A 24,862-nucleotide genomic window follows, 5' to 3' on the forward strand; every position below is an offset into this window, starting at 1 on the left:
TGTCGGGGCGCGACGCCCGCCCGCGCACCGCTGCAACGGCCGTGCCATGCGCCGCCCTGCCCGAGGCCGGCGAGACCGGCGACACCCGCCCCGGCGGCGTGCTATCCCGGTCCCATGGCACTCAGACCTTCGGCTCGGTCGAGCCCCCGCGGCAGGACCGCCGCCCCCACCATCTTCGACGCGCCGACCGGCGGGGCGCCGGACGAAGCCGCCGCCGGCGAGGGCGGCCGCCTGTCGAACGCCCCGGAAGTCAGCGTCTCCGAACTCTCCGGTGCGTTGAAGCGCACCGTCGAGGAGCGGTTCGGATACGTCAGGGTGCGGGGCGAGGTGTCGAACTACCGGGGACCGCATTCCTCCGGCCACGCCTATTTCTCCCTCAAGGACGAGGGCGCCCGCATCGACGCCGTCGTGTGGCGCACGAGTTTCTCGCGCATGCGCGTCAAGCCCGAAGAGGGCATGGAGGTGGTGGCGACCGGCAAGATCACGACCTTTCCGGGCAAGTCCGCCTACCAGATCGTCATCGAATCGCTCGAACCCGCCGGCGTCGGCGCCCTCATGGCCATGGTGGAGGAGCGGCGCCGCCGCTTCGCCGCCGAAGGATTGTTCGATCCCGCCCGCAAGCGCGCCCTGCCGTTCCTGCCGGGCGTGGTCGGGGTCGTCACCTCGCCGACCGGCGCCGTCATCCGCGACATCCTGCACCGCATCGCGGACCGGTTCCCCCGGCGCGTGCTGGTGTGGCCCGTGCGGGTGCAGGGAGACGGCAGCGCCGAAGAGGTGGCCCGCGCCATCCGGGGCTTCGACGCGCTCGGCCCCGGCGACCCGCTGCCGCGCCCCGACGTGCTCATCGTGGCGCGCGGCGGCGGCTCGCTCGAAGACCTGTGGGGGTTCAACGACGAGGCCGTGGTCCGGGCCGCCGCCGCCTGCGGCATCCCGCTCGTCTCCGCCGTCGGCCACGAGACCGACTGGACGCTGCTCGACCACGTCGCCGACCTCCGCGCCCCCACGCCGACCGGCGCCGCCGAGATCTGCGTGCCGGTGCGGGCCGAACTCGCCGTCGGGCTCGACCGGCTCGGCGCCCGCCACGGGTCGGCCATGCTGCGGCGGATCGCGTCCGGGCGCGACGCGCTCCGGGCCAGCGCCCGCGCCCTGCCGTCCGGGCCGGACCTCCTGGCCGAGCCGCGCCAAAGGCTCGATCGGGCCGCCAGCCTGCTGCCGGCCGCCCTGCGCCGGGGCGCCGACGCCCGGCGGCTCGCTGTGGCCCGCGCCGGCACTCGCCTCGCCGGCCAATCCCCGGGGGCGCGGCTGGCGCGGGCGACCGAGCGGCTGTCCGGCCTCGATGCCCGCCTGGCGCGCGCCGCGGCCCTGCTGCAGGAGCGTCGGCGCCAGCGGCTCGAGACCGTGGCGGCGCGGCTCGGCGCCGCGTTGAAGGGCCGCGCCGCCCTGGCCCTGCAGGAAAACCGGAGCCGCAGCCTGCGCGTCGGCGTGCTGGGCGAGCGCCTTCGCGGCGCGGCGGCCCGCGGCAACGAGCGCCGCGTCACCCGCCTCGGGGGCCTGGGACAGCTGCTCGGATCTCTGGGCTACCGGTCGGTCCTGGAGCGCGGCTTCGCCCTCGTGCGCGACGAGGCCGGCCAGCCGCTGCGGTCCGCCGCCGGCGTGGCACCGGGAGCGCGGCTCCGCATCGACTTTGCCGAGGATGCGCTGGCGGTGACGGCGCTGGGGCCGGGCGGGGCGGAACCCCGGCGGGACGGCGGCGGCGGGCGCGGAAGCGGCGGCGGAGGGCCCGGCGGCGGCGGCGAGGTCGAACCCCCCGGGCCGGCCGCTCCGGAGCGGCCGGCGGCGCGCGTCCGGCGACCCAAGCCTCCGGCCGCACCCCGCCAGGTCCGGCCGGCACCGCCGGGGCAGGGAAGCCTGTTCTGACGACGCTGCCGCGGCGGGCGTGCGGCGGTCGCCCCGCGGGCGGCCTCGTCACTCGGGCGCGATGATCTCGTCCTCGCGATGCACCGTGGCCAGGGCCTCGGGCCGCACGGCCCGGCGGGTCACGATGCCGGGGCGGAGCCGGCGCTTCGTGCGCCGGCCATGGCTGTCGGCGGAGCCCGCGGCCGCGCCCCAGGCTTCCGGCCCGTCGTTGCGCTCGATGAGGGCGGGCAGGCCGAAGAAACCGGCCGAGGCCCGCCATTCCGCCCAGATGCGGCTTTCGTCCAGGGCTTCGTCGAGCAACACCGACAGATCCGGGTCGCGGTGCGCCAGGCGCAGCTCGTAGACGAAGCCGCCGTTCTCCCCGGACCTCACCCCGACGCAGACGCCGCGGTAGGCGGACACCGGCACGGACAGCCGCATGGCGATGCCCCGGTAGCTCCGGTCGATGGTGACGCGGTCGCGGGACAGCAGCACGCTGCGCCGGCGGTTGTCGGCGCGGCTGTCGCAGGCCTGCAGGACTTCGGGAGCCGGGGCGGCCGCGCCGCGGGCGTCGATGCTGGCGGCGATCCGCGCGAAGATTCCGGCAGTGGCAGGACTGGTCATGGGACGTCTCGCATGGCTACGGCCGCCTCGGCGGCACCTGTTCGATGAGCCCGAGTGTTCGCCGCAGCGTTACCGGACCGTTATTCGAAGTTTACTGAAACTGTGGTGGGTCAGTGCCCTCCGTTGCAGTCAGACTAGGTTCATGGCGGCCCGCAAAGCCCTAACGGGCGTGCTTAAGCTTCAGTGAAACGGCACTGATCGAGGTGGATCGGCCGGGATGGTGTCGAAATCGTCGACGCGATCGCCCGGATTGCGCTGTTCGGGGGAAGGTCCACGCAGGGGCTGCCCCGCGCGCTTGCACGCCCCCGTCCCCCCGCGCTATGCCTCGCGGGAGGCCGACCGGCCCGTCCCTCCCCGCAGCAACGCGATCGGCGCCGTGGCTTCCATCTCACCTTCCGACTCGCGCGCCGTCCTCGAACTCCTGCGCGACGCCGCGCGCGTGGCCGGCGACATGGCGATGGACTTCTTCCGCCACGGGGCCGCGACGGCGGCGCGGGTCGATTTCAAGGCCGGAGGATCGCCCGTCACCGAGGCCGACCTCGCGGTGGACCGCTACCTGCACGACCGGCTGCGGGCGGCCGTGCCCGGCGCCTCCTGGCTGTCGGAGGAGACGGCCGACGACCTCGACCGGCTGCTGCACGACCACGTGATCGTGGTCGACCCGATCGACGGCACCCGCTCCTTCGCCGCCGGGGACCCGCATTGGGCGGTGTCGGTGGCGCTAGTCAGCCACGGCCGCCCGGTGGTGGGCGTCGTGCACGCGCCGGCCCTCGCCCAAACCTATGCGGGGGCGCTCGGCCTCGGCGCCTGGGTCAACGACAGGCCCGCCAGGGCGTCGGACCGGGCCGAGCTCGCCGGAGCCAGCCTGTCGGCCCCCAACGGCTTCATCAAGCCCCTGGCCCGGGCCGTGCCGGTGGCGCTCGTGCCGCGCATCCCCTCGCTCGCCTGCCGCTTCGCCGCCGTGGCGGGCGGCGGCCTCGACGCCGCGGTGGCGTCGCCCGATTCGCACGATTGGGACCTCGCCGGCGTCGACATCGTGCTGCACGAGGCCGGCGCCCAGCTCACCGCCGCCGACGGGCGGCCGCTGCTCTACAACCAGCGCGTCCCGCGCCACCGCACGCTCTACGCGGCGGGGCCGAACCTCCACGCGGCGCTGCTGGCCGCCGGGCGGCGCACGCTCGGCGGCGCCGGCTGAGCCGCGCCCGCATCCGCTCCCAACCCCGGAGGCCACCCATGGACCAGCAGACCAAGCCCTTGCTCCACCTCGTCTTCGGCGGAGAACTCGTCGACATCGGCGGGACGGAGTTCCGCGATTCCGCCAAGCTCGACATCGTCGGCATCTTCCCCAACTACGCCGCCGCCGTCGTGGCCTGGCGCGCCAAGGCCCAGGCCAGCGTCGACAACGCCAACATGCGCTACTTCGTCGTGCACCTGCACCGCTTCCTCGACCCGTCGGCGATCGCGGGCGCCAAGCCCTGAAGACGCCGACGCTCCTCAAGACGGCCGGGCGCGCCCGGCCCGTCATCGAGACCGCGGGCGCGCTCGCCAGCGCCTACCTGCGCCTCGTCCGGCGCACCAACAGCTTCGTCCAGGAGCCGCCCGGCTTCGTCGACGCCATCGCGCCGGAGCTCCCCGCCATCGTGGCCATGTGGCACGGCCAGCACTTCATGGTGCATTACGCCTGGCCGCCGCGGGCGCGGGTCGCCGCGCTGATCTCGCGCCACGAGGACGGGGAGATCAATGCCGCCATCCTGCGGCGCATGCGGGTCGAGCCCATCCGGGGTTCCGGCGGCAAGGGTGCCGTGAAGACGCGCCTGCACGGCGGCGCCGCGGCCCTGCGCGCGATGGCGCGCAGCCTCGGGCAGGGGCGCACCGTGGTGATGACGGCCGACGTGCCGAAGGTGTCGCGCCGCGCCGGCCTCGGCATCGTCACGCTGGCCCGCCTCACCGGGCGGCCCATCTACCCGATCGCCGTGGTGACGAGCCGCCGCTTCGATTTCCGCTCCTGGGACCGGGCCAGCATGGGCAAGCCCTTCGGCCGCGGCGCCATGGTGCTGGGCGATGCCGTCCGGGTCGCCCGCGACGCCGACGACGCGGCCCTCGAGGTGGCGCGTTGCGCCGTCGAGACGGGCCTCGACGCCGTCCACGCCCGCGCCTACGCGCTGGTGGGAGCGCGGGACCCGGGAGCGCGGGATCCCGATGCCATCGATCCCGAGGCCATCGATCCCGAGGTTTGGGATCGCGCCTCGCCATGACGGCTTCGCCGCTCTTCGCCGCCTACCGGGCCGCCACCGTCGCGCTGGAGCCGGCGGGCCGCCCCTTCCTCGCCTGGCGGCTCGGCCGCGGCAAGGAGGATGCGGCGCGCGTCGGCGAGCGCCTCGGCCATGCCGGCCGGCCACGCCCGCCCGGGCGCCTGGTCTGGCTCCATGGCGCCAGCGTGGGCGAGGGCGTCTCGCTGCTGCCGCTGATCGACGCCCTCATGGCGCGGGGCTGCAACATCCTGCTCACCACCGGGACGGTGAACTCCGCCCGCGTGCTGGCGGGGCGCCTGCCGGGCGGTGTCATCCACCAGTTCGCCCCGCTCGACCTGCCGGGGCCGGTGCGGCGCTTCCTCGGCCACTGGCGCCCGGACCTCGCCGTCCTGGCCGAATCCGAACTCTGGCCCAACCTGGTCGATGGGCTGCACCGGGCGGCGGTGCCGCTGGTGATGGTCAACGCCCGCATGTCGGAGCGCTCGGCGCGGCGCTGGTCCCGGGCGCCGGGCTTCATCGGCGCCCTGCTGGGCCGCACGGCGCTGTGCCTGTGCCAGTCGGAGGCCGATGCCGCCCGCTACCGCGCGCTCGGCGCCGCGCGGGTCGCGGTGGCGGGGCTGCTGAAATACGACGTGCCCGCCCCCGCCGCCGATCCCGAGGCGGTGGCGCGCTTCACCGCCGCGGTCGGGCCGCGCCCGGTTTGGGTCGCGGCCTCGACCCATGCCGACGAGGAAGCGGCGCTGTTCGACGCGGAGGCGGCGCTCCGGCGCGACGTGCCGGACGTGCTCACCGTGGTGGCGCCGCGCCAGCCGAACCGCGGCGCCCCGCTGCTCGCCGAGGCGCACCGGCGCGGCATCACGGCGGCCCTGCGGTCCCGCGGCGACGCGATCCACGCCGGCACCGCCTTCTACATCGCCGACACGCTGGGGGAACTCGGCCTGTGGTACCGCGCCGCCGACCTCGTCTTCGTCGGCAACTCGCTGGCGGCGCCCGGCGGTGGCCAGAACCCGATCGAGGCGGCCCGGCTCGGCTGCGCGGTGCTGCACGGCCCGCACGTGGCCAATTTCGCCGACGTCTATCCGGCGCTCGATGCGGCGGGCGGGGCCGCGCCGGTGCTGGATGCCGGGCACCTCGCCGAGGCCGTGGCGACGCTGCTGGGCGACCCGGCCCGCCTCCGCACCATGGCCCGCGCCGCCGCCGAAGCCGTCGAGGGGCGGGGCGGGGCGACGGCGCGCACCGCGGAAGCGCTGGCCCCCTATCTCGGGGTGGCGGCGTGAGGCCCGGCCGCGCGCCCGCCTTCTGGTGGCGCGCCCGCCCCGGCGCCCTCGCCCTCGCGCTGGCCCCGGCGGCGGCGCTCTATGGCGCGGTCGCGGCCCGCCGCATGGGGGGGGCCGGCACCCCGGTGGGCCTGCCCGTGGTGTGCATCGGCAACTTCGTCGCCGGCGGGGCCGGCAAGACCCCGGTGGCGATCGAGATCGCCCAGCAGCTTCTCGCGGCCGGCCACGAGCCGGCCTTCGTGTCGCGGGGCTACGGGGGCCGAGGCGCGCCCGGCCCGGTGCGGGTCGATCCGGCCCGGCACGCCGCGGCGGAGGTCGGCGACGAGCCCCTGCTTCTGGCCCGGACGGCGCCCTGCTTCGTGGCCCGGGACCGCGTGGCGGCGGCGCGCGCCGCCGCCGCGGCGGGCGCCACGATCGTGCTGATGGACGACGGGCTGCAGAATCCCGCCCTCGCCCGGAACCTCGCCGTGGCGGTGGTGGACGGCGCCGTCGGTGTCGGCAACGGGCTGTGCCTGCCGGCCGGACCGCTGCGGGCGCCGCTCGACCGTCAATGGCCGGCGGTGGACCTCGTCGTGGTGGTCGGCGCCGGCCATGCCGGCGAAAGCGTCGCGGCCGAGGCGGCCCGGCGTCGCAAGCCTGTGCTCCGCGCCAGCGTCGCACCGGACACGCGCGCCCTGCGGCGGCTCGCCGGCCGGCCGCTCCTCGCCTTTTCGGGCATCGGGCGGCCCGGCAAGTTCTTCGACACGCTCGCCGAGGCCGGGCTGCGGACCGTGGACAGGATCGCCTTCCCGGACCACCACGCCTTTTCGGCGCGGGACCGCGAGCGTCTCCTCGCGGCGGCGGCGGCGGCCGGTGCCACCCTGGTGACGACCGAGAAGGACCGGATGCGGCTGCCGGACGGCTTCGCCACCGAGGTCCTGCCCATCAGGCTGGCCTTCGACGATCCCGAAACCCTCGGCGAAACCTTGGGCCGCCTGGTGTCGGCGCCCGGCTGAGCGTGGGGCCGGAGCGGCCTCCGGATCCTATCGGACTCGTGCCTGCAAACCGTCAGGGCAGGGCGATGCCGAGCCGGGTCATCTTGGCCTGCGGGGACGCGTAGGCTTCCTGCAGGGCGACGTTCCAGTAGCGGAGATCGTCGAGCGGGATGGGGACGCCGGTGACGGCGCAGCGGACGAAGGAGCCCGGGCGGATCACCCGGAACTCTCCGTCGCCGTATTCGAGCTCGGCTTCGGTGGCGGCGACGGGGCGGCGCTCGTAGCGATTCATGAGACCAGGGGGTTAGGATCGGGACGTCGACGGTGCTTACGCCGATTGGATTCGCTTGAACAGGGTCGGGTCGGGGCTTGACGTTAGGTCATTTTGAACGCTGTCGCCGGCTCCTCGTCACCCGGACGGCGGGGCTGAGCGTGCAGGCTCGACCGCTCCGATACGACGGTGGCACGAGGGTGGACGTCCCGCTTGCCGAGGTTTCCCGAGTTGCCGGAGCCGTCGCTCCTGCAAGGAACCGGTCGGCGCCGTCCTCCTCTCCTGGCGCGTCAGCGCCGACATGGTGGCGGCACCGCGCCGGGGAACACCTTTCGGGACGGACCGGGGCCGACCCGGAGGTGCGGGCGCCGCCATCGCTCTTCCGGTGGCGCCCGCACCCGCGACGGCTACTCGAGCACCCGTTCAGCCTGTGCCTTGTCGAACGCATTCTCCCACTTCGCCACCACGACCGTCGCGACGCAGTTGCCGATGATGTTGGTGATGGCCCGGGCCGCGTTGGTGAACCGATCGACCCCGAGCAGGAGGACGATGCCGGCCACCGGGATCTGGTTCATGGAGGCGAGCGTCGCCGCCAGGGTCACGAAGCCCGCACCGGCGACGCCCGCCGATCCTTTGGACGTCAGCATCAACGTCAGCAGGATGACGACCTCCTGCCCGATGGTCAGCGGGGTGTTGGTGGCCTGTGCGATGAAGATGGCGCACATGCCGAGATAGATCGACGTGCCGTCCGCGTTGAAGGTGTAGCCGGCCGGCATGACCATGCCGACGACGGATTTGGCGCAGCCGAGACGCTCCATCTTGACCAGAAGCGGCGCCAGGACCGCTTCCGACGACGCGGTTCCGAGCGTGATCAGGATCTCCTCGCGGATGTACCGCATCAACTTGAAGATGTTGACCCCGGCCGACTTCGAGATGCCGCCCAGCACGACGACCACGAAGAGAATGGACACCCCCCACACTTCCCCGGTGAGCTGCGCCAGCTGAACCAGGCTGCCGATGCCGTACCGGCCGATCGTGTAGGCGATGGCGCCGAGCGTCCCGAGGGGCGCCAGCTTCATCACCATCCGGACGATGCCGAACAGCCCGTGCAGGACGAGGTCGAGCATGTCGACCAGCGGCTTCGCCCGGTCACGGAAGCCGGCGAGCGACAGTCCGAACAGGACGCCGAACAGGATGATCTGGAGGATGTTGCCGCGGGCGAAGGCGCCGACGACGCTCGTCGGGATGATGTTGAGCAGGAAGTCGACGGCGGACAGGTGCTGGGCCGTCGTCGCGTATCCGGCGACCGCCTTGGCGTCGAGCGTCGCGGCGTTGACGTTCATGCCGGCCCCGGGTCGGAGGAGGTCGACCGCGACGAGCCCCATGATCAGCGAGACCGTCGAGACGACCTCGAAATAGAGGAGCGCCTTGGCGCCGACCCGGCCGACCTCGTGGATGTCGCCCATGCGGGCGATGCCCACCACCACGGTTCCGAAGATGATGGGCGCCAGCGCCATCCGGATCAGCATCACGAAGCCGTCGCCGAGCGGCTTCAGGGCTGCGGCGGTATCGGGCAGCCAGACGCCCAGGACGACGCCCAGGACGACGGCGACCAGCACCTGCAACCAGAGGGGTCCGAACCGGCTGCGCCGGACAGGACGCATGGTGCTGATGTCGTCTTCAGCCCCCGCGGGAGGGCGTGCATCGCCGAGCGATGCCGACGCGGTGTCTGTGATGGCCATGACGCATCACGCTGCCAGGTCGCGCATGACCTTGATCAGGTCACTCTTGCCCTCGAAGCCGATGCCGGCCAGTTCCGGCATGACGATGTGGCCGTTCTCGACCCGCACCCCGTCCGGGAAGCCACCATAGGGCTGGAACAGGTCGGGATAGCTCTCGTTGCCGCCGAGCCCGAGGCCCGCCGCGATGTTCAGCGACATCTGGTGGCCGCCATGCGGGATGCAGCGCGACGGCGACCACCCCGCCACCTCCAGGCATGCGAGCGTGCGTTGGTATTCGCACAGTCCATAGGACAGGGCGCAGTCGAATTGGAGCCAGTCGCGGTCCGGCCGCATGCCGCCGTAGCGCAGCAGGTTGCGGGCGTCCTGGTGGCTGAACAGGTTCTCGCCCGTCGCCATCGCGCCCGGGTAGAACTCGGCGAGCGCGGCCTGGAGCGCGTAGTCGAGCGGGTCGCCCACCTCCTCGTACCAGAACAGCGGATAGTCCCTCAGCATCTTGGCGTAGGCGATGCCCTGCTCCAGCGTGAGGCGGCCGTTGGCGTCGACGGCTAGCTGCCCTTTGCCGTCCAACTCCTTCAACACGCCCTCGATGCGCGGCTGGTCCTCGGCGATGCCGTTGCCGATCTTCATCTTCACGACGGTGTAGCCGCGGTCCAGATAGGAACGCATCTCGGCCCGGAGTTGCTCGATGCCCTTGCCCGGGTAGTAGTAGCCGCCGGCCGCATAGACGAAGACCCTGGGATCCGCCTCCCGCCCATGGCGCTCCGCCAAGAGGCGGAACAGGGGCTTGCCGGCGATCTTGGCGACGGCGTCCCACACCGCCATGTCGATGGTGCCGACCGCGACCGAGCGTTCGCCGTGACCCCCCGGCTTCTCGTTGCGCATCAGGGTGGCCCAGATCCGGTCGGGATCGAGGTTGTCGCCTCCGTCGTTCAGCAGGCTCCTGGGATCGGCGTCCAGCAGTCGAGGCGCGAAACGCTCTCGGATCAGGCCGCCCTGGCCGTAGCGCCCGTTGGAGTTGAAGCCGTAGCCGATCACGGTCCGCCCGTCGCGCACGACGTCGGTCACGACCGCCACGAGCGACAGCGTCATCTTCGAAAAGTCGATGTAGGCATTGGCGATGGACGAAGCGATGGGCGCCGTCACTTCACGGACGTCGACGATCCTCATGGCATTTGCTCCCTTTGACTGTTGCCCCGACCTTGCCTTTCACCCGGCCCCATGGGCCAATGCCGATCTCCTTGAAATGCATGCGCGTCCGGCATGACCCTCGATCTGGCCTACCTCCTCGACTTCAAGGCGCTGGTCGAGACCGGCAGCTTCTCGCGCGCCGCCTCCATCCGGAACGTGACCCAGCCCGCCTTCAGCCGCCGCATTCGCGCGCTCGAGGACTGGACGGGCACGCCGCTGTTCCATCGGGGGAGCACCCCCGTCACCCTCACCCAGGCAGGCCAGGCCATCGCGCCCGCCTTCGAGACCGGTCTGCGGGCGTTGATGCAGGGGCAGGCCGACGCGCGTGCGGCCGCCGCACGAGCGACGACGGCGCTCCACTTCGCCGCCACCCACGTCCTGTCCTTCAGTTTCTTTCCTGTCTGGCTCCGCAGCCTCGAAGGGGGGCAGCCCCTCGAAGCGGTCCAACTGTCGTCCGACAGCTTGAGCGCCTGCGAGGCCCTGATCCAGGAGGGACGGGTCCAGTTCCTCCTGTGCCACCGGCACGAAGCCGTCCCGGTCCGGCTGGATCCGTCGCGCTTCCGATCGGTCCGGATCGGGGCCGACACGCTGTCCCTGGTCGCGTCTCCCGACCTCGGACGGGGATCCGAGGTCGGGTCGTCGGATGGCGATCCCGGATCGGTGCCGTATCTGAGCTACAGCGAGCAGTCCGGCCTCGGACGGATCGTGGCGTCGGCTCGGCCGGAGCTCAATGCCGGGTTGGTCCGGCATTCGGTGTTCAGCTCCCACCTGGCAGCGTCGCTGAGAAGCATGGCCCTGACCGGGCGCGGGGTGGCGTGGTTGCCGCGCAGCCTGATCGAGGAGGATCTCGTCGAAGGGCGGCTGCGTCTGGCGGGGGCGCCGTCGCTCGACATCGACGTCGACATCGTCCTGTTTCGCGCGGCACATGGGATCGGCAAGGCCGCCGAGCATTTCTGGGCGCGCATGGTGTGACGGCGGCTTCGCAGTGACGGCGTGCTGTGGCGCGATGCCCGTGTCGCGCCCCGTCTCCGACCGGGCGCTCCAGGGTGGAACGACCTCGGTCGTTCCGGGGGTGACGCCGGTCATCCGATGGGGAGGCGACGTCGTCGTCCACGCCGCGCCACCCCGCTCGCTGGCAGCGCCACGCGGGTGACGGTCGCGCGTCACCGTTACCCTTTGGTGTGAGATCTCGTGGTTGTCTCAGCGCCAGGGACCGGGTCCGCTCGATCTCGGGTCGCGGCGACCTTCGACGGAGCGGGCATGGAACACGAGAAAAAGATCGAGGCGAGCGCTGGGCGCGTCGAGGACAGTGCCGACCGGCGGACCATCCTCGCCGCCAATCGCACCGTGTTCGCGGCGGAGCGGACCTATGCCGCCTGGGTCCGTACGGCTCTCGTGGCCCTGGCGAGCGGTGTCGGCGCGAAGGCGACCCTGCATGGGGTCGTTCCCGAGTGGGTCATCATCCTGGCGGGAACCGTGCTGGTCCTGTTCAGCGCGTTCTGCTTCGGGGCGGCGGTCTGGCGCGAGATCGACACCGGGGCCATCGACCCTCACCCGGAGGTCCGGCGTCTGCCACGCGTCCTCCTGATCGCGGTGAACGTCCTGCTCGGAGCCGTCTCCATCGCCGCGCTGGTCGGGATCTGGTTCGGGCAAAGCCGCTGACGATACGCGGACCGAGCGTCTCCGCATCGCACCGCAGGCACGCTCCGGCATCGAATCGGTGGTCTGACCTGCCGTCTGCAGCTGCCATCTCGGCACGTGGTGGCACGTGGCAGAGACAGCCCAGATCGGACACAGGCGCGTGGGCCCGCCTGCGTCAGCCTGGGACCCACGGCGAACCGAACACAGGCGGCGGATGTCCCAGTCCCAAGCCGCTCAGCGACGCCCGAACAGCCGCTCGATGTCGGACAGCTTGAGCTCGACATAGGTCGGGCGGCCGTGGTTGCACTGGCCCGAGCCGGGCGTGCGCTCCATCTCGCGCAGCAGCGCGTTCATCTCGTCCGGCAGCAGGCGCCGGCCCGCCCGCACCGAGCGGTGGCACGCCATGGTGGCGAGGTAGTGGTCGAGCCGGCGCTCCAGCGGCAGGGCGACACCGTCCGCCTTGATGACCTCGGCGAGATCCTTGACGAGCCGCAGCACGTCGGCGTCGCCCAGCACGGAGGGAACCTCGGTCACGGCGACGGCGCCCGGCCCGAAGGGCTCGAGGCCGAGGCCGAGGCCCGCCAGCGCTTCGGCCTCGTCGAGCAGCACGGCCGCGACGTCCGGCGGCAGCTCCACGACGGCCGGGATCAGCATCATCTGCCGGCCGATGCCGCCCTCGGCGCGGGCCCGCTTCATGCGCTCGTAGACCAGGCGCTCGTGGGCCGCGTGCTGGTCCACGATGACGATGCCGTCGTGGGTCTGCGCCAGCAGGTAGGTCTCGTGGAACTGCGCCCGGGCGGCCCCGAGCGGCGCATCCTCGTCGGCGACCGCCGGCGTGGCGGCGGGTTCGTGCACCCGCACGTCCGCCGAGGGCTCGGATGCGAAGCTCGCCTGGGCCGGTTCGGCGAAGCCGCCGACCGATGGCCCGTCGCCGGACCGCGGCCCGTAGCCGGCGGGCGCGCCGGCCGAGCGCCGCGGATCCCAGCCGCCGGCCGGCCGCGGCGGCGCCCGATAGCCGTGGCCGAAGCTCCGGGCCCCGATGGCGTCGAGCGTGCGGGCGCCGCCCCGGGTCGAAGCCCGGTGGAGGGCGCCCGACAGCGCGTCGCGGATGGCCGAGACCACGAGGCCGCGCACCAGGTTGGCGTCGCGGAACCGGACCTCCGCCTTGGCGGGATGGACGTTGACGTCGACGGCGCGAGACCCGCAGGCCAGGAACAGGGCCACGACGGGAAACCGCCCCTGCGGGATGTGGTCCATGTAGCCGGCGTAGAGCGCGGAGGCGAGCAGCTTGTCGCGCACCGGCCGGCCGTTGACGAAGAGGTATTGGCCGTCGCGCGTGCCGCGATGGAAGGTCGGCAGCCCGACGAAGCCCGTCGCGGCGACGCCCTCGCCGTCCGAACTCTCGCGTTCGGCCCGCAGCGGCAGCGCGTTGTCGACGAAGTCGTCGCCGACGATCTGGGCGATCCGCGTCAGGCGCCCCTCGTCGTCCTCCCCGCAGGCGAGGTAGTCGAAGCCGATGGCCGGCGTCCCCTCGAGCGACAGGTGGATGGCGGGATTGGCCATGGCGAGGCGGCGCAGGGCGTCGGCCACCGCCGAAGCCTCGGCCCGGTCGCTCTTCAGGAACTTCAGGCGTGCCGGGGTGGCGCCGAACAGGTCGCGCACCTCGACGGTCGTGCCGGGGCCGCGCGAGGCGGGACGGACCGGGGACGCGATGCCGGCATCGACCGAGACGGCGTGGGCGCGGTCGGCCGCCGCCGAGCGGCTGGTGATGTCGAGCCACGCCACCGAGCCGATCGACGGCAGGGCTTCGCCCCGGAACCCCAGCGTGGCGATGTCGAGCAGGTCGCCGTGCGGCAGTTTCGAGGTCGCGTGGCGCTCGATGGCGAGGGCGAGGTCATCGGCGTCCATGCCGCAACCGTCGTCGGAAACGCGGATCAGCGCCCGACCGGCCGATTCGATGCGCACCGCGATGCGGCGCGCCCCGGCATCGACCGCGTTCTCGACCAGTTCCTTGATGGCGGAGGCGGGGCGCTCCACCACCTCGCCGGCGGCGATGCGGTCGATCAGGATCGGGTCGAGGCGGCGCACCGGCATGGGGGCTATGTCAGGCCGGCCGCGCGGGCCGTCAAGGGCGACGGTCCCGTTCTCCCCAGACCGACGTCGCCGAGCCCGGCCCGGCCGGGCGTTGCCGCCTCAGCCCTGCCGGGCCAGCATGTCCTTGACGATGCCGCTCGCCTTGCCGAAGTCGATGCGGCCGGCGTGCTTGGCCTTCACGGCCGCGATCACCTTGCCCATGTCCTTGGGGCCGGCCGCGCCCGTCTCGGCGATCGCCTCGGCGATGGCGGCCCGGGTGCCGGCCTCGTCCATCTGCTGGGGCAGGAACTCCGCCAGCACGGCGACCTCGTCGCGCTCCTGGGCGGCGAGCTCCTCCCGGCCGGCCGCTTCGTAGGCCACGATCGAATCCTGGCGCTGCTTCACCATCTTGCGCAGGACGGCCTGCTCGTCCTCCTCGGTCATCTCCTTGCCGAGGCCGCGCGCCTCGATCTCCCGGTCCTTCATGGCGGCGCCGATGAGGCGGATGGCGCCGAGGCGCTTCTTGTCGCCGGCCTTCATGGCCTCCTTCATGAGGGTGGGAAGCTGTTCACGCATTGGGGGTTCTCCGGCCCGACGCCGCCGCCGGGGCGCGCCCGCGATTGACCCATCGCGGCACGGTCTCTAACGATGCGACATCATTGCAAGTCACGACAGGGCGGGAGCGATCGGGCGCGGGCGGGGAGCCGCCGCGCCGGCATCGTCCGCCGCAACGCGGGTGTAGAACGCCGATGAGCGACCGACAAGACGCCACCGCGGGCTGGACCGATCCCGTTCCGACCGCGCTCCTGGTGCTGGCCGACGGCACCGTACTCGAGGGCACGGGCTTCGGCGCGACCGGCTCCGCCGTCGCCGAGGTCTGCTTCAACACCGCCATGACGGGCTACGAGGAGATCCTGACCGACCCGTCCTACTCGGGCCAGATCGTCACCTTCACGTTCCCGCACATCGGCAACGTCGGGGTGAACGAGCAGGATGTCGAGACGCTGAACGCCGCCGCCGAGGGCGGGGTGCGGGGCGTCGTCCTGCACGCCGCCATCACGGCGCCGTCGAGCCACCGCGCCCAGAAGCCGCTCGACCAATGGCTCAAGGCCCGCGACATCATCGGCATCGGCGGGGTCGACACCCGCGCCCTCACGGCACTGATCCGCGACCGGGGCATGCCCAACGCCGTGATCGCCCACGATCCCGGTGGCCGCTTCGACGTCGCGGCGCTGAAGGCGCAGGCGGCCGGCTGGCACGGCATGGACGGCACCGACCTCGTGCCCGGCGTGACCTCGGCGCAGCGGTCCGAATGGGACGAGACGGTGTGGAGCCTCGAGGGCGGCTTCGGCCGGCAGGAGGCGCCGAAGCATCGCGTCGTCGCCATCGACTACGGCATCAAGCGCAACATCCTGCGCCTCCTCGCCGATGCCGGCTGCGCCGTCACCGTGGTGCCGGCCACCGCCACCGCCGAGGAGATCCTGGCGCTGCGCCCCGACGGCGTGTTCCTGTCGAACGGGCCCGGCGATCCGGCCGAAACGGCGCGCTATGCCGGCGCCGTCATCCGCGAGATCGTCGACCGCAGGGTGCCGACCTTCGGCATCTGCCTCGGCCACCAGCTCCTGGCCCTGTCGCTCGGCGCCAGGACGGTGAAGATGCATCAGGGCCACCACGGCGCCAACCACCCGGTGAAGCACCAGGACTCGGGCCGGGTCGAGATCGTGTCCATGAACCACGGCTTCGCCGTGGATCCGAAGAGCCTGCCGCCCGAAGCCGTCGAGACCCACGTGTCGCTCTTCGACGGCAGCAATTGCGGCATCAGCCTGTCGGACCGGCCGGCCTTCTCGGTCCAGTACCATCCGGAGGCCTCGCCCGGCCCGCACGACAGCCTCGGCCTGTTCCGCCGCTTCGTCGACCTCATGGAGGCCGACAAGGCCGACACTTCAGCCGACACGCCGGCCGAGCCGCGCTGACCCTCCGGGCCTCACGTCCGGTGAAGGCCCGATGAACGCCGCGCTCAGGCTCGGTTCAAACCGGGACGCCCACCTTTTCCCTGCGATCCCCCGGGATCCAGGGAAAAGGTGAAGAAGATGTCACACCGCATCGCGTGTCTGTCCGCCGTCGCCGCCTCGCTCCTGTTGGCCGGCCTTCCCCGTCCGGCCGCGGCCGCCGACTATTACGACGAGGGCCGGGGGCCGTCGGTGTTCCACGGCCGCGGCGCCGGGGACGACGGCGAGGATGCCATCGCGCCCCGCCGCCCCCGCGGCGGCCCCGGCCCGGTCGTCTTCGACGAGCGCGACCCCGGACGGCGATTCGGCCCCGGCTTCCCCCGCCGCGAGGCGGACTTCGGCCCCGGCGAGGGTCGCGGCTTCGGCCCCGGCGGGCCGGTGCTGGTGGAACGCCCGGCTTTCCGCTACGGGCCGGGCTTCGAGCGCCCCTTGCCCGCCTACGGCGTCGTCGAGCGCCCGCTGCCGCGCTACCGCGCCGTGGCGGCCCCCATCGCCGCGGACGCCTACGACGACGGCTACGGGGCGCCGGACGTCGGCTGCACCGTCGAGCAAGCGCAGTCGACCACGCCCGCCGGATGGCGCAAGACCGTCACGCACCGCACCTGCTACCGCCGCTGACGGCGCGCGCCCGCATCCAGCCTGGCGCCGGCCGCGGCGTCAGAGCCGGCTGAGGAACCCGGCGAAGACCATCAGGCCCTCGGGCCAGGGGCCGTGGCCGGAGTCGCTGTTGATGTGGCCGGCATTGCCGGCGTCGATGAAGGCCGAGCCCCAGGCCGCCGACAGCGTCGCGGTCTCCTCGATGCCCGAATAGGGGTCGTCCTGGCTGCCGACGAGCATGCTGCGGAACGGCAGCGGATCGGTCGGATAGGGGCGAAAGGACGGGTCCACGGCGGGGATGCCGATCAGCGCCGTCTCGCCGGGCGGCGCCACCAGAAAGGCGCCGGCGAGCCGGCCGGTGGCGGCGAGGCGCGGCGCCGCCCGGACCAGGGCGACCACGCCGAGACTGTGGGCGATGGCCACGACGGGCCGCTCGCAGCGCTCCGTCGCCGCCACGATGCGGGCTTCCCAGGCCGCCGCCTCGGGCCGGTCCCAATCGTCCTGCTCGACCCGCAGGGCGTTGGGCAGCTTGGCCTGCCATCGGCTCTGCCAATGGTCGGGGCCCGAGCCGCCGAGGCCCGGGATGATGAGAAGGTCGGTGTCGCGGCTGCGCATGACGGTCGTGTTTCGATCGATGTCGGAGAACGGCACGACCTTGACGCGGCAGGCCCTCGCTGTCGAGGTGCCCTCGCTGTCGAGGTCGTCGGCGGCCGTCGTGGCGCCGGGGGCTGTCCCTCGGGACCCGCTTCGGTGGTTCCGCGTTCGGGGCCTGAAGGAGTTCGCCATGATCAAGACCGCCGCCGCCCTCGCCCTCGCCGCCGTCCTCGCGGCGGGGACCGCCGAGGCCCAGACCGCCAATTCGGCGCCCACCTCCGGCTCGAGCGTCGGGGGCGGCAACGTGAGCCGCACCCCGCCCTCGGTCGGCGCCACCGGGGCCGCCGGATCGGGACAGGCCGCCGCCGCCCCGACGCCCCTGGATCGGGCCCAGGAGCACCGGGCCCAGAAGACGACGTCCTCGGTCTGCAAGGGCTGCTGAGGGCGGGCGCGCGGGCACGGCGCCTTCGCCGGCCGTGTCGCATCGCGGCGAGGTCGGCGTCGCTCCGGTGCTAGACGGCGGCACCGTCAGGTCCGAGATTGCCGCGGACCGCCCGGAGCCCCGATCCCTTGCGATTTTCCCTCGCCAACCTGATCCGCCAAAGCTTTGCCGGCCACCAGGGCTGGCCCGCGCAATGGCGCGACGCCGCGCCGAAGCCCGCCTATGACGCCGTCATCGTCGGCGCGGGCGGCCACGGGCTGGCCACGGCCTATTACATGGCGGCCGAACACGGCCTGCGGAACATCGCCGTGGTGGAGAAGGGCTGGCTCGGCGGCGGCAACACGGGCCGCAACACGACCATAATCCGCTCGAACTACCTGTGGGAGGAGAGCGAGGCGCTCTACAACCACGCTCTGACGCTGTGGCAGGATATGTCGCAAGTCTTGAACTACAACGTCATGTATTCGCCCCGTGGCTGCATGATGTTGGCCCACAACATCCACGACGTGCAGGTGTTCAAGCGTCACGTTCACGCGAACCGCCTGGCCGGCATCGACAACGAGTGGCTGTCGCCCGACGAGGCGAAGGCCTTCTGCCCGATCCTGAACACCTCCGAGCATATCCGCTACCCGATCCTCGGCGCGACGCTGCAGCGCCGCGGCGGCGTGGCGCGCCACGATGCCGTCGCGTGGGGCTATGCCCGTGCCGCCTCGGCGCTCGGCGTCGACATCGTGCAGAACTGCGAGGTCAAGGGCATCACGCGCGACGCTTCCGGCGCCGTCTCGGGCCTCGACACCACCCGCGGGCCGATCGCGACGAAACGCGTCGGCGTGGTGGCGGCCGGCAACACCAGCCACGTCATGGCCATGGCGGGGGTGAGGCTGCCGCTCGAAAGCTACCCGCTGCAGGCGCTCGTGTCCGAGCCCGTGAAGCCCATGATGCCCTGCGTGGTCATGTCGAACACGATCCACGCCTACATGTCGCAGTCCGACAAGGGCGAACTCGTGATCGGGGCCGGCACTGACGCCTATGTGAGCTACAGCCAGACGGGCGGGCTCCACATCGCCACCCACACGCTGGACGCGATCTGCGAGCTGTTCCCGATGGTGCGGCGGCTGCGCATGCTGCGCAGCTGGGGCGGCATCGTCGACGTCACGCCGGACCGCTCGCCCATCATCGGCAAGACGCCGGTCCCGGGCCTGTTCGTCAACTGCGGCTGGGGCACGGGCGGCTTCAAGGCGACACCGGGGTCCGGCAACGTCTTCGCCCACACGGTGGCGACGGGCGAGCCCCACCGGATCAACGCCCCGTTCACGCTGGACCGGTTCCGCACCGGTCGGCTGATCGACGAGGCGGCGGCGGCGGCCGTGGCGCATTAGCGGCCCGCCCTCCCGTCCAGCCCATGACCCTTCCTTCGCTTTCCCCGCGGGCCGCTCCCCGCGTCGCGCCGGGTGACCCGATGCTGCTGATCCCCTGTCCCTTCTGCGGCCCGCGCCCCGAGCTCGAGTTCCGCAACGCCGGCCACGCCCACGTGACGCGCAACCCCGCGGTCGACGACCCGGCCTGGGCCGAGACGCTGTTCTTCCGCGACAATCCCAAGGGGATCATGGCCGAGCGCTGGCGCCACGTTTCCGGCTGCGGCCGTTTCTTCAACGTGCTGCGCGACACGGTGAGCGACGCCATCCTGGCGAGCTACAAGGCCGGCGAGCCCCGCCCGGACGTGCCCCTGCCCGGGCCGGAAGGCGAGGCCCCGCGCATCGGTGCCGGCGACGAGGTGGCGCCATGACGGGCGAACACCGCCTGGCGCGCGGCGGACGCGTCGACCGCGCCCGGCCGCTGCGCTTCACCTTCGACGGTCACGCCTACGAGGGTTGCCAGGGCGACACGCTGGCGTCGGCCCTGCTCGCCAACGGCGTGCACCTCGTCGGGCGATCCTTCAAGTACCACCGGCCGCGCGGCTTCCTGGCGGCCGGCGCCGAGGAGCCGAATGCCCTCTGCACCGTGGCGCGCGACCGGGCCCGCACCGAGCCGAACCTGCGCATGACGCAGGTCGAGCTCTACGAAGGCCTCGTGGCGTCGAGCCAGAACAGCTGGCCGGCGCGGGGCTTCGACCTCGGCGCCGTCAACGACCTTCTGTCGCCGCTCCTGGGCGCGGGGTTCTACTACAAGACCTTCATGGGGCCGCGCTTCGTCAAGGGCACGACGCTGTGGGCCAAGCTGTTCGAGCCCGTGATCCGCCGCGCCGCCGGCCTCGGCGTGCCGCCGAAGGAGGCGGACCCCGACCATTACGCAAACCGCTTCGCCCATTGCGACGTGCTGGTGGTGGGCGGCGGGGCGGCGGGCCTCGCCGCCGCCCTGGCGGCCGCCAGGGCCGGGGCCCGCACCATCCTGTGCGACGAGGGCGCCGAGATGGGCGGCGCGCTGCTCTGCGAGCCCGACGCCACCGTCGACGGGATGCCGGCCGCCGCATGGGTCGCCGCCACGCTGGCCGAACTCGCCCGGCGCGGCGCGACACTGCTGCCGCGCACGCAGGGCTTCGGCTATTACAACCACAATTTCGTCGCGCTGGCCCAGCGCCTGACCGACCACCTGCCGCATGTGCCGGCCGGCGCGCCGCGCGAGCGGCTCTGGCAGGTGCGGGCGAAGCGCGTCGTGCTGGCGACGGGCGCGGCCGAGCGCCCGCTCGTCTTCCCCGACAACGACCGGCCGGGCGTCATGCTGGCCGATGCCGCCCGGGCCTACCTGCAGCGCTACGGCGTGAAGCCCGGCACCCAGGCGTTGGTCGTCACGGCCCACGATGCCGCCTACCGGACCGCCCTCGCCCTCGCGCGCGCCGGCGTCAAGATCGCCCGCATCGTCGACACCCGGCCGCGGCCCGCCGGCCCCGGCCTCGAAGCCGCGCGCGCCGCCGGCCTGCCCGTCACGGTGGGCGGCACGGTCGTCGGCACCACCGGGTCGCTGCGCGTGTCCGGCGCCATGGTGGCGCAGGCGTCGGGGACAGGTGCCACCGATTTCGAGACGGTGCCCTGCGACCTCCTGCTCATGTCGGGCGGCTTCACCCCGGCCGTCCACCTCTTCTCGCAGTCCCGCGGCAAGCTGCGCTTCGACGCCGAAACCCAGCGCTACCTGCCGGGCGACCCCGCCCAGGCGCAGGCCTCGGTGGGCGCCTGCGCCGGCAGTTGGGGCCTCGCGGCGGCGCTCGACGAGGGCTCGGCCGCGGGCGCGGCGGCCGCCGGCTCCGGCGCGGGCCGCAGCCACGCCGTGACCGGCGACCATGCGGGCGAGGGCGGCGGCATCCTGGGTGCCCTGCCGCACGGCCGCGACCCGGCCCGCGTCAAGGCCTTCGTGGATTTCCAGAACGACGTCACCGCCAAGGACATCAAGCTCGCCGTGCGGGAAGGCTTCCGCTCCATCGAGCACGTCAAGCGCTACACCACGACCGGGATGGCGACCGACCAGGGCAAGACGTCCAACATGAACTCGCTCGCCATCGCGGCGGGTGCGCTCGGCCGGACGCTGCCCGAGGTCGGCCTGACGACGTTCCGTCAGCCCTACACGCCCGTCACCTTCGGCACCTTCGCGGGCGCGGCGCGCGACGACCTCTTCGACCCCGTGCGGCGCACCCCCATCCACGATCTCGCCGCCGCCCAGGGCGCGCGGTTCGAGGATGTCGGGCAGTGGAAGCGCGCCTGGTACTTCCCGGAGGCCGGCGAGGACCTGCATGCGGCGGTGGCGCGCGAGGTCCGGGCCACGCGCGCGGTGGCGGGGATCTTCGACGCCTCGACGCTCGGCAAGATCGAGGTCGTGGGGCCGGACGCTGCCGAGTTCCTGAACCGCCTCTACACCAACGCCTGGACCAAGCTCGCCCCCGGCCGCTGCCGCTACGGCCTGATGCTCGACGAACCCGGCTTCGTCATGGACGACGGCGTGGTGGGCCGGCTCGGGCCGGACCGGTTCCACGTCACCACGACGACGGGCGGCGCCCCGCGCGTGCTGAACCACATGGAGGACTACCTCCAGACCGAGTTCCCGGAGCTGAAGGTGTGGCTCACCTCGGTCACGGAGCAATGGGCCGTCATCGCCGTGCAGGGCCCGCGGGCGCGCGACATCGTGGCGCCGCTGGTCGAGGGCATCGACCTGTCGGCCCAGGCCTTCCCCCACATGGCGATCCGCGAGGGCCGCATCTGCGGCGTGCCGACCCGGCTGTTCCGGGTGTCCTTCACGGGCGAACTCGGCTTCGAGGTCAACGTCCCGGCGGACTATGCCGCCGCGGTCTGGCAGGCGCTGTGGGAGCGCACGGCGGCGCTCGGCGGCACCGCCTACGGCACCGAAGCCATGCATGTGATGCGGGCCGAGAAGGGCTACGTCATCGTGGGGCAGGAGACGGACGGCACCACCACCCCCGACGACCTCGGCCTCGGCGGCATGGTGGCGATGAGCAAGCCCGACTTCGTGGGCAAGCGCTCGCTCGCGCGGCCCGACCTCGTGGCGCCCGGCCGCAAGCAGCTCGTCGGCCTCGCCATCGAGGGCCGGACGGTCCTGGAGGAGGGCGCGCAGATCACCCCCACCGCCGACCCCCCGGTCGGCACCCACGCCATCGGCCATGTCACCTCCGCCTATTGGAGCCCCACCGCCGGGACGCCGATCGCCCTGGCGCTGGTCGAGAACGGCCGTGCCCGCACGGGCGAGACCGTCTTCGTGCCCATGCCGGGCGGCGCCATCGCGGCCCGCGTCGTGGGTCCGGTGTTCCACGACCCCGAGGGGAAGCGCCTCAATGGCTGAGCCGACGATGACGATGGCGGCCCGGGCGCTCCCGCCGGGCGCCGGGGCTCTGGTGTCGGTGGCGCTCGTGCCCCCGGCGACGCGCCTGTCGTTCCGCGGCGGCCCGGACGCGGCCGAAGCCTGCGCGGCGGCCTTCGGCTGCGACCTGCCGCGCCGAGCCTGCCGCGCCGCCGCGACCGAGGCGCGGGCGGCGCTGTGGCTGGGACCCGACGAGTGGCTGCTCCTGGCGCCGGAAGCCGAGACGGCCGCGCTCGTGGCCGCGATCGGCGCCGGGCTCGCCGCCGTGCCGCATGCGCTGGTGGACGTCTCGCACCGGCAGGTGGGGTTCGCCATCGCCGGCACGCAGGCGGCGACGCTGCTCAACACCGGCTGCCCGCTGGACCTCGACCCCGCGGCCTTCCCGGTCGGGATGTGCACCCGCACGGTGCTGGCCAAATGCGACGTGGCGCTGTGGCGCCGGGGGGTCGACCTGTTCCGGCTGGAGGTCAACCGCAGCTTCGCCGACTATGTGGCCGGCTACCTGAGGGTCGCCGAGCGCGGGCTCGGCTGACCGGCCAGGTGGATCAGCCGGTCCATCAGCCGAACCGTTCCGTCCGGATCGTACCGGCGGGCAGCCCGGCATCGACGGCGAGGTCCGACGCGGCCTCGACGAAGCCGCCCGAGCCGCAGATGAAGGTGTGGCGGGGCGGCGCCGGCAGGCGCGACAGGGCTTGGGACAGGAGGTCGGCGTCGAGCCGACGCGCCGCGCCCTCGCGGCTCAGCGCCAGGACAAGGTCGAAACCCGGCTCCGTCCGGGCGCGCGTCTCGAGTTCGTCGAGGCACAGGGCTTCGGTCCGGGTCCGCGCCGCATAGACCAGCACGGCGGGCACGTCCGGTGCCGCGGCGGCGCGCTCGCGCAGCATGGCGAGCAGCGGCACGAGCCCCGAGCCTCCGCCGATGAGCAGCAGGGGCCCGCCATCGGCGGGCGCCCACGAGAAGGGCAGGCCGGCCGGGCCGCGCAGCTCGATCTCGTCGCCGGGCGCGGCGACCTCGTGGAAGAAGCGCGACACCTCGCCGTCCTCCGCCAGCGCGACCAGAAGGTCGACGGTGCCGCGCTGCGAGGGGGGCGAGGCGATGGAATAGAAGCGCTGGGCCGTGTAGCCGTCCGGCGCCGTGAGCCGCAGCTCGACATACTGGCCCGCGCGCTGCGGCGCCGGCCAATCCACGGCGAAGCGGAACAGCGTCACCGTGTCGGTGACGGGCTCGCGCGCCACGATGGGGACCGGCGCGAAGGCGAGCCGGGCCGGAGCGTCGTCGAGGCTCACGCGGGCCCGTGCCCGGCACCCTCGCGCGCCGCGAACCCCGCCTGGGCGTCCGGCGAGGCTTCGGTCTGGTGGAGGGCCTTCCACTCCGCATAGGGCATCCCGTAGACCTTCTCGCGCCCGTCGTCGCGCTCGAGCGGCAGGCCCCGCTCGTTGGCGGCTTCGGCATACCAGTTGCCGAGGCAGTTCCGGCAAAAGCCGGCGAGGTTCATGAGGTCGATGTTCTGGACCTCGGGATGTTGGCGCAGATGCGCGACGAGGCGCCGGAACACGGCCGCCTCGAGTTCCGTCTGCATGGCGTAGTCGATCTCGTAGTCCATGGGCGACACTCCTCACAGCGCCGCGAGGCGGCGCCCGGGCCCCGTGCGGGGCGGAAAGACCTCGATCTCGTGCATGTCGGGACGGCGCAGGATCGGCGCAAGCAGCCGGGCGAGCCGCCGCCCCCAGGCCGCCGCGGCCTCGTCCGTGGCCATGAGGTCCTGGCGGACCTCGACCAGCACGTTGGGATAGCCGTTCCGCGTCGCGTGGGTGTCGATCGTGTCGCCCGGCAGGGCGCCGTCGTAGGGTTCGTTGTCGCCGACCCGGTCCTGCCAGGGCTGCAGGTCCGGCTCGGCCTTCAGGGCTTCGAAGAGCGGCGCGGCGAGGCGCGGGTCGTTGTCCCAGAGCAGCCCGACGTGCCAGGGCCGCGGCACGTCCTTCCAGGCCGGCGTGAAGCTGTGCATGGACACGATGGCCGGCACCGTGCCGGTCGCCGCCATGCGGGCCAGCGTGTCCGCCACGGCGTCGTGGTAGGGGCGGAAGAAAGCGGCGCGCCGGCGCTCGATCTCGGCCTCGTCGATGCGGGCGTTGCCGGGAACGATGGCGCCGTCGCTGAGGCGCATCACGAGGGTCGGGTCGTCGGGCCCGCGGTTCGGGTCGATGAGCAGGCGCGAGAACGTCGTCAGCAGCGCCGGCGCCCCCAACGCCTGCGCCATGGCCTCGGTGGCGCGCCGCGCCCCGATGTCGTAGGCGATGTGGCGGGCGAATTGCGCCTCCGGCAGGCCCAGCCGGCCGTAGGCGGGGGGCAGGGCATTCGATGCGTGGTCGCAGAGCAGCAGCAGGCCGCCGTCGAGCCGCCCTTCGATGCGGCGCACCGGCGGGACGGGATCGGCGTCGCTCGTCTGCAGGCTGGCTAAAGGCATGGTCCTGGCCTATGGGGA

General features: G+C 73.2%; 25 protein-coding genes. 15 read left to right on the forward strand and 10 right to left on the reverse strand.

What is annotated here, in order from left to right:
• Positions 1-114: 114 nt before the first annotated feature.
• Entirely contained in the window at positions 115-1,917 is a 1,803-nt protein-coding gene (gene xseA / locus D3272_RS11020; protein ID WP_129219223.1) for an exodeoxyribonuclease VII large subunit, read from the forward strand.
• A gap of 48 nt (positions 1,918-1,965) precedes the next feature.
• Here the strand turns inward: xseA and D3272_RS11025 are convergent, their stop codons facing one another.
• Positions 1,966-2,520 (reverse strand): DUF6101 family protein, encoded by a 555-nt coding sequence (locus D3272_RS11025; RefSeq protein ID WP_129219224.1) that lies wholly within the window; start codon positions 2,518-2,520, stop codon positions 1,966-1,968.
• Between the two features lie 376 nt (positions 2,521-2,896).
• On the opposite strand from D3272_RS11025, the gene D3272_RS11030 reads away from it, so the two are divergent.
• From D3272_RS11030 to lpxK, 5 genes are all read left to right on the forward strand, one after another.
• A complete protein-coding gene (locus D3272_RS11030; protein WP_245496497.1) occupies positions 2,897-3,715 on the forward strand; it encodes a 3'(2'),5'-bisphosphate nucleotidase CysQ in 819 nt (272 codons plus the stop codon).
• Between the two features lie 38 nt (positions 3,716-3,753).
• Positions 3,754-3,999 carry a DUF4170 domain-containing protein gene (locus D3272_RS11035; RefSeq protein WP_129219226.1) on the forward strand — a complete coding sequence of 82 codons (246 nt, stop codon included), beginning with the start codon at positions 3,754-3,756 and terminating at the stop codon, positions 3,997-3,999.
• A gap of 167 nt (positions 4,000-4,166) precedes the next feature.
• Positions 4,167-4,775 carry a lysophospholipid acyltransferase family protein gene (locus D3272_RS11040; protein WP_245496507.1) on the forward strand — a complete coding sequence of 203 codons (609 nt, stop codon included), beginning with the start codon at positions 4,167-4,169 and terminating at the stop codon, positions 4,773-4,775.
• Positions 4,772-6,049 (forward strand): 3-deoxy-D-manno-octulosonic acid transferase, encoded by a 1,278-nt coding sequence (locus D3272_RS11045; RefSeq protein WP_129219227.1) that lies wholly within the window; start codon positions 4,772-4,774, stop codon positions 6,047-6,049. Before D3272_RS11040 ends, D3272_RS11045 begins: the two co-directional genes overlap by 4 nt.
• Positions 6,046-7,044 (forward strand): tetraacyldisaccharide 4'-kinase, encoded by a 999-nt coding sequence (gene lpxK, locus D3272_RS11050; RefSeq protein WP_129219228.1) that lies wholly within the window; start codon positions 6,046-6,048, stop codon positions 7,042-7,044. The genes D3272_RS11045 and lpxK overlap by 4 nt, the downstream gene beginning before the upstream one ends.
• 52 nt (positions 7,045-7,096) lie before the next feature.
• On the opposite strand, the gene D3272_RS11055 is transcribed toward lpxK, so the two are convergent.
• From D3272_RS11055 to D3272_RS11065, 3 genes are all read right to left on the reverse strand, one after another.
• Positions 7,097-7,315, reverse strand: a complete 219-nt coding sequence (locus D3272_RS11055) for a DUF2093 domain-containing protein (protein ID WP_129219229.1) — start codon at positions 7,313-7,315, stop codon at positions 7,097-7,099.
• Between the two features lie 386 nt (positions 7,316-7,701).
• On the reverse strand, positions 7,702-8,958 hold the full coding sequence (gene dctA, locus D3272_RS11060; protein WP_129219230.1) for a C4-dicarboxylate transporter DctA: 1,257 nt from the start codon (positions 8,956-8,958) through the stop codon (positions 7,702-7,704).
• Positions 8,959-9,042: 84 nt separating this feature from the next.
• Positions 9,043-10,203, reverse strand: a complete 1,161-nt coding sequence (locus D3272_RS11065) for a mandelate racemase/muconate lactonizing enzyme family protein (protein WP_129219231.1) — start codon at positions 10,201-10,203, stop codon at positions 9,043-9,045.
• Positions 10,204-10,296: 93 nt separating this feature from the next.
• On the opposite strand from D3272_RS11065, the gene D3272_RS11070 reads away from it, so the two are divergent.
• Complete coding sequence (locus tag D3272_RS11070) at positions 10,297-11,196, forward strand: LysR family transcriptional regulator (RefSeq protein ID WP_129219232.1); 900 nt, start codon at positions 10,297-10,299, stop codon at positions 11,194-11,196.
• 288 nt (positions 11,197-11,484) lie between these two features.
• Entirely contained in the window at positions 11,485-11,886 is a 402-nt protein-coding gene (locus D3272_RS11075; RefSeq protein ID WP_129219233.1) for a YidH family protein, read from the forward strand.
• 213 nt (positions 11,887-12,099) lie between these two features.
• Here the strand turns inward: D3272_RS11075 and mutL are convergent, their stop codons facing one another.
• Together mutL and D3272_RS11085 are read right to left on the reverse strand one after the other, a co-directional pair.
• On the reverse strand, positions 12,100-13,959 hold the full coding sequence (mutL, locus tag D3272_RS11080; protein WP_129219234.1) for a DNA mismatch repair endonuclease MutL: 1,860 nt from the start codon (positions 13,957-13,959) through the stop codon (positions 12,100-12,102).
• 99 nt (positions 13,960-14,058) lie between these two features.
• Positions 14,059-14,514 carry a GatB/YqeY domain-containing protein gene (locus D3272_RS11085; protein WP_129219235.1) on the reverse strand — a complete coding sequence of 152 codons (456 nt, stop codon included), beginning with the start codon at positions 14,512-14,514 and terminating at the stop codon, positions 14,059-14,061.
• A 173-nt stretch (positions 14,515-14,687) separates the two neighbouring features.
• Here D3272_RS11085 and carA point away from each other — a divergent pair, with 173 nt between their 5' ends.
• Positions 14,688-15,911: a glutamine-hydrolyzing carbamoyl-phosphate synthase small subunit gene (carA, locus tag D3272_RS11090; protein WP_129219236.1), complete on the forward strand. Its 1,224-nt coding sequence runs from the start codon at positions 14,688-14,690 to the stop codon at positions 15,909-15,911.
• A 117-nt stretch (positions 15,912-16,028) separates the two neighbouring features.
• Positions 16,029-16,565: a hypothetical protein gene (locus D3272_RS27270; RefSeq protein ID WP_165361311.1), complete on the forward strand. Its 537-nt coding sequence runs from the start codon at positions 16,029-16,031 to the stop codon at positions 16,563-16,565.
• A gap of 39 nt (positions 16,566-16,604) precedes the next feature.
• On the opposite strand, the gene D3272_RS11100 is transcribed toward D3272_RS27270, so the two are convergent.
• Positions 16,605-17,159 carry an RBBP9/YdeN family alpha/beta hydrolase gene (locus D3272_RS11100; protein ID WP_129219237.1) on the reverse strand — a complete coding sequence of 185 codons (555 nt, stop codon included), beginning with the start codon at positions 17,157-17,159 and terminating at the stop codon, positions 16,605-16,607.
• 169 nt (positions 17,160-17,328) lie between these two features.
• Here D3272_RS11100 and D3272_RS27275 point away from each other — a divergent pair, with 169 nt between their 5' ends.
• From D3272_RS27275 to D3272_RS11125, 5 genes are all read left to right on the forward strand, one after another.
• Positions 17,329-17,580, forward strand: a complete 252-nt coding sequence (locus tag D3272_RS27275; RefSeq protein ID WP_165361312.1) for a hypothetical protein — start codon at positions 17,329-17,331, stop codon at positions 17,578-17,580.
• Positions 17,581-17,708: 128 nt separating this feature from the next.
• Positions 17,709-18,959, forward strand: coding sequence for a sarcosine oxidase subunit beta family protein (locus D3272_RS11110; RefSeq protein WP_129219239.1), 1,251 nt, complete (start codon positions 17,709-17,711; stop codon positions 18,957-18,959).
• An 80-nt stretch (positions 18,960-19,039) separates the two neighbouring features.
• Positions 19,040-19,366 (forward strand): sarcosine oxidase subunit delta, encoded by a 327-nt coding sequence (locus tag D3272_RS11115; RefSeq protein WP_129219240.1) that lies wholly within the window; start codon positions 19,040-19,042, stop codon positions 19,364-19,366.
• Positions 19,363-22,362 (forward strand): sarcosine oxidase subunit alpha family protein, encoded by a 3,000-nt coding sequence (locus tag D3272_RS11120; RefSeq protein WP_129219241.1) that lies wholly within the window; start codon positions 19,363-19,365, stop codon positions 22,360-22,362. Before D3272_RS11115 ends, D3272_RS11120 begins: the two co-directional genes overlap by 4 nt.
• On the forward strand, positions 22,355-22,912 hold the full coding sequence (locus tag D3272_RS11125; RefSeq protein ID WP_207210189.1) for a sarcosine oxidase subunit gamma: 558 nt from the start codon (positions 22,355-22,357) through the stop codon (positions 22,910-22,912). Before D3272_RS11120 ends, D3272_RS11125 begins: the two co-directional genes overlap by 8 nt.
• Positions 22,913-22,937: 25 nt before the next feature.
• Here the strand turns inward: D3272_RS11125 and D3272_RS11130 are convergent, their stop codons facing one another.
• Genes D3272_RS11130 through D3272_RS11140 form a run of 3 tightly spaced genes read right to left on the reverse strand, consistent with a single transcriptional unit; the run spans position 22,938 to position 24,844 of the window.
• A complete protein-coding gene (locus D3272_RS11130) occupies positions 22,938-23,666 on the reverse strand; it encodes an FAD-binding oxidoreductase (RefSeq protein ID WP_245496499.1) in 729 nt (242 codons plus the stop codon).
• Positions 23,663-23,983, reverse strand: coding sequence for a DUF1244 domain-containing protein (locus tag D3272_RS11135; protein ID WP_129219242.1), 321 nt, complete (start codon positions 23,981-23,983; stop codon positions 23,663-23,665). The genes D3272_RS11130 and D3272_RS11135 overlap by 4 nt, the downstream gene beginning before the upstream one ends.
• 12 nt (positions 23,984-23,995) lie before the next feature.
• A complete protein-coding gene (locus tag D3272_RS11140; protein ID WP_129219243.1) occupies positions 23,996-24,844 on the reverse strand; it encodes an N-formylglutamate amidohydrolase in 849 nt (282 codons plus the stop codon).
• Positions 24,845-24,862: the final 18 nt, after the last annotated feature.

The organism is Lichenibacterium ramalinae (assembly GCF_004137085.1).
Taxonomy (GTDB): Bacteria; Pseudomonadota; Alphaproteobacteria; order Rhizobiales; family Beijerinckiaceae; genus Lichenihabitans; species Lichenihabitans ramalinae.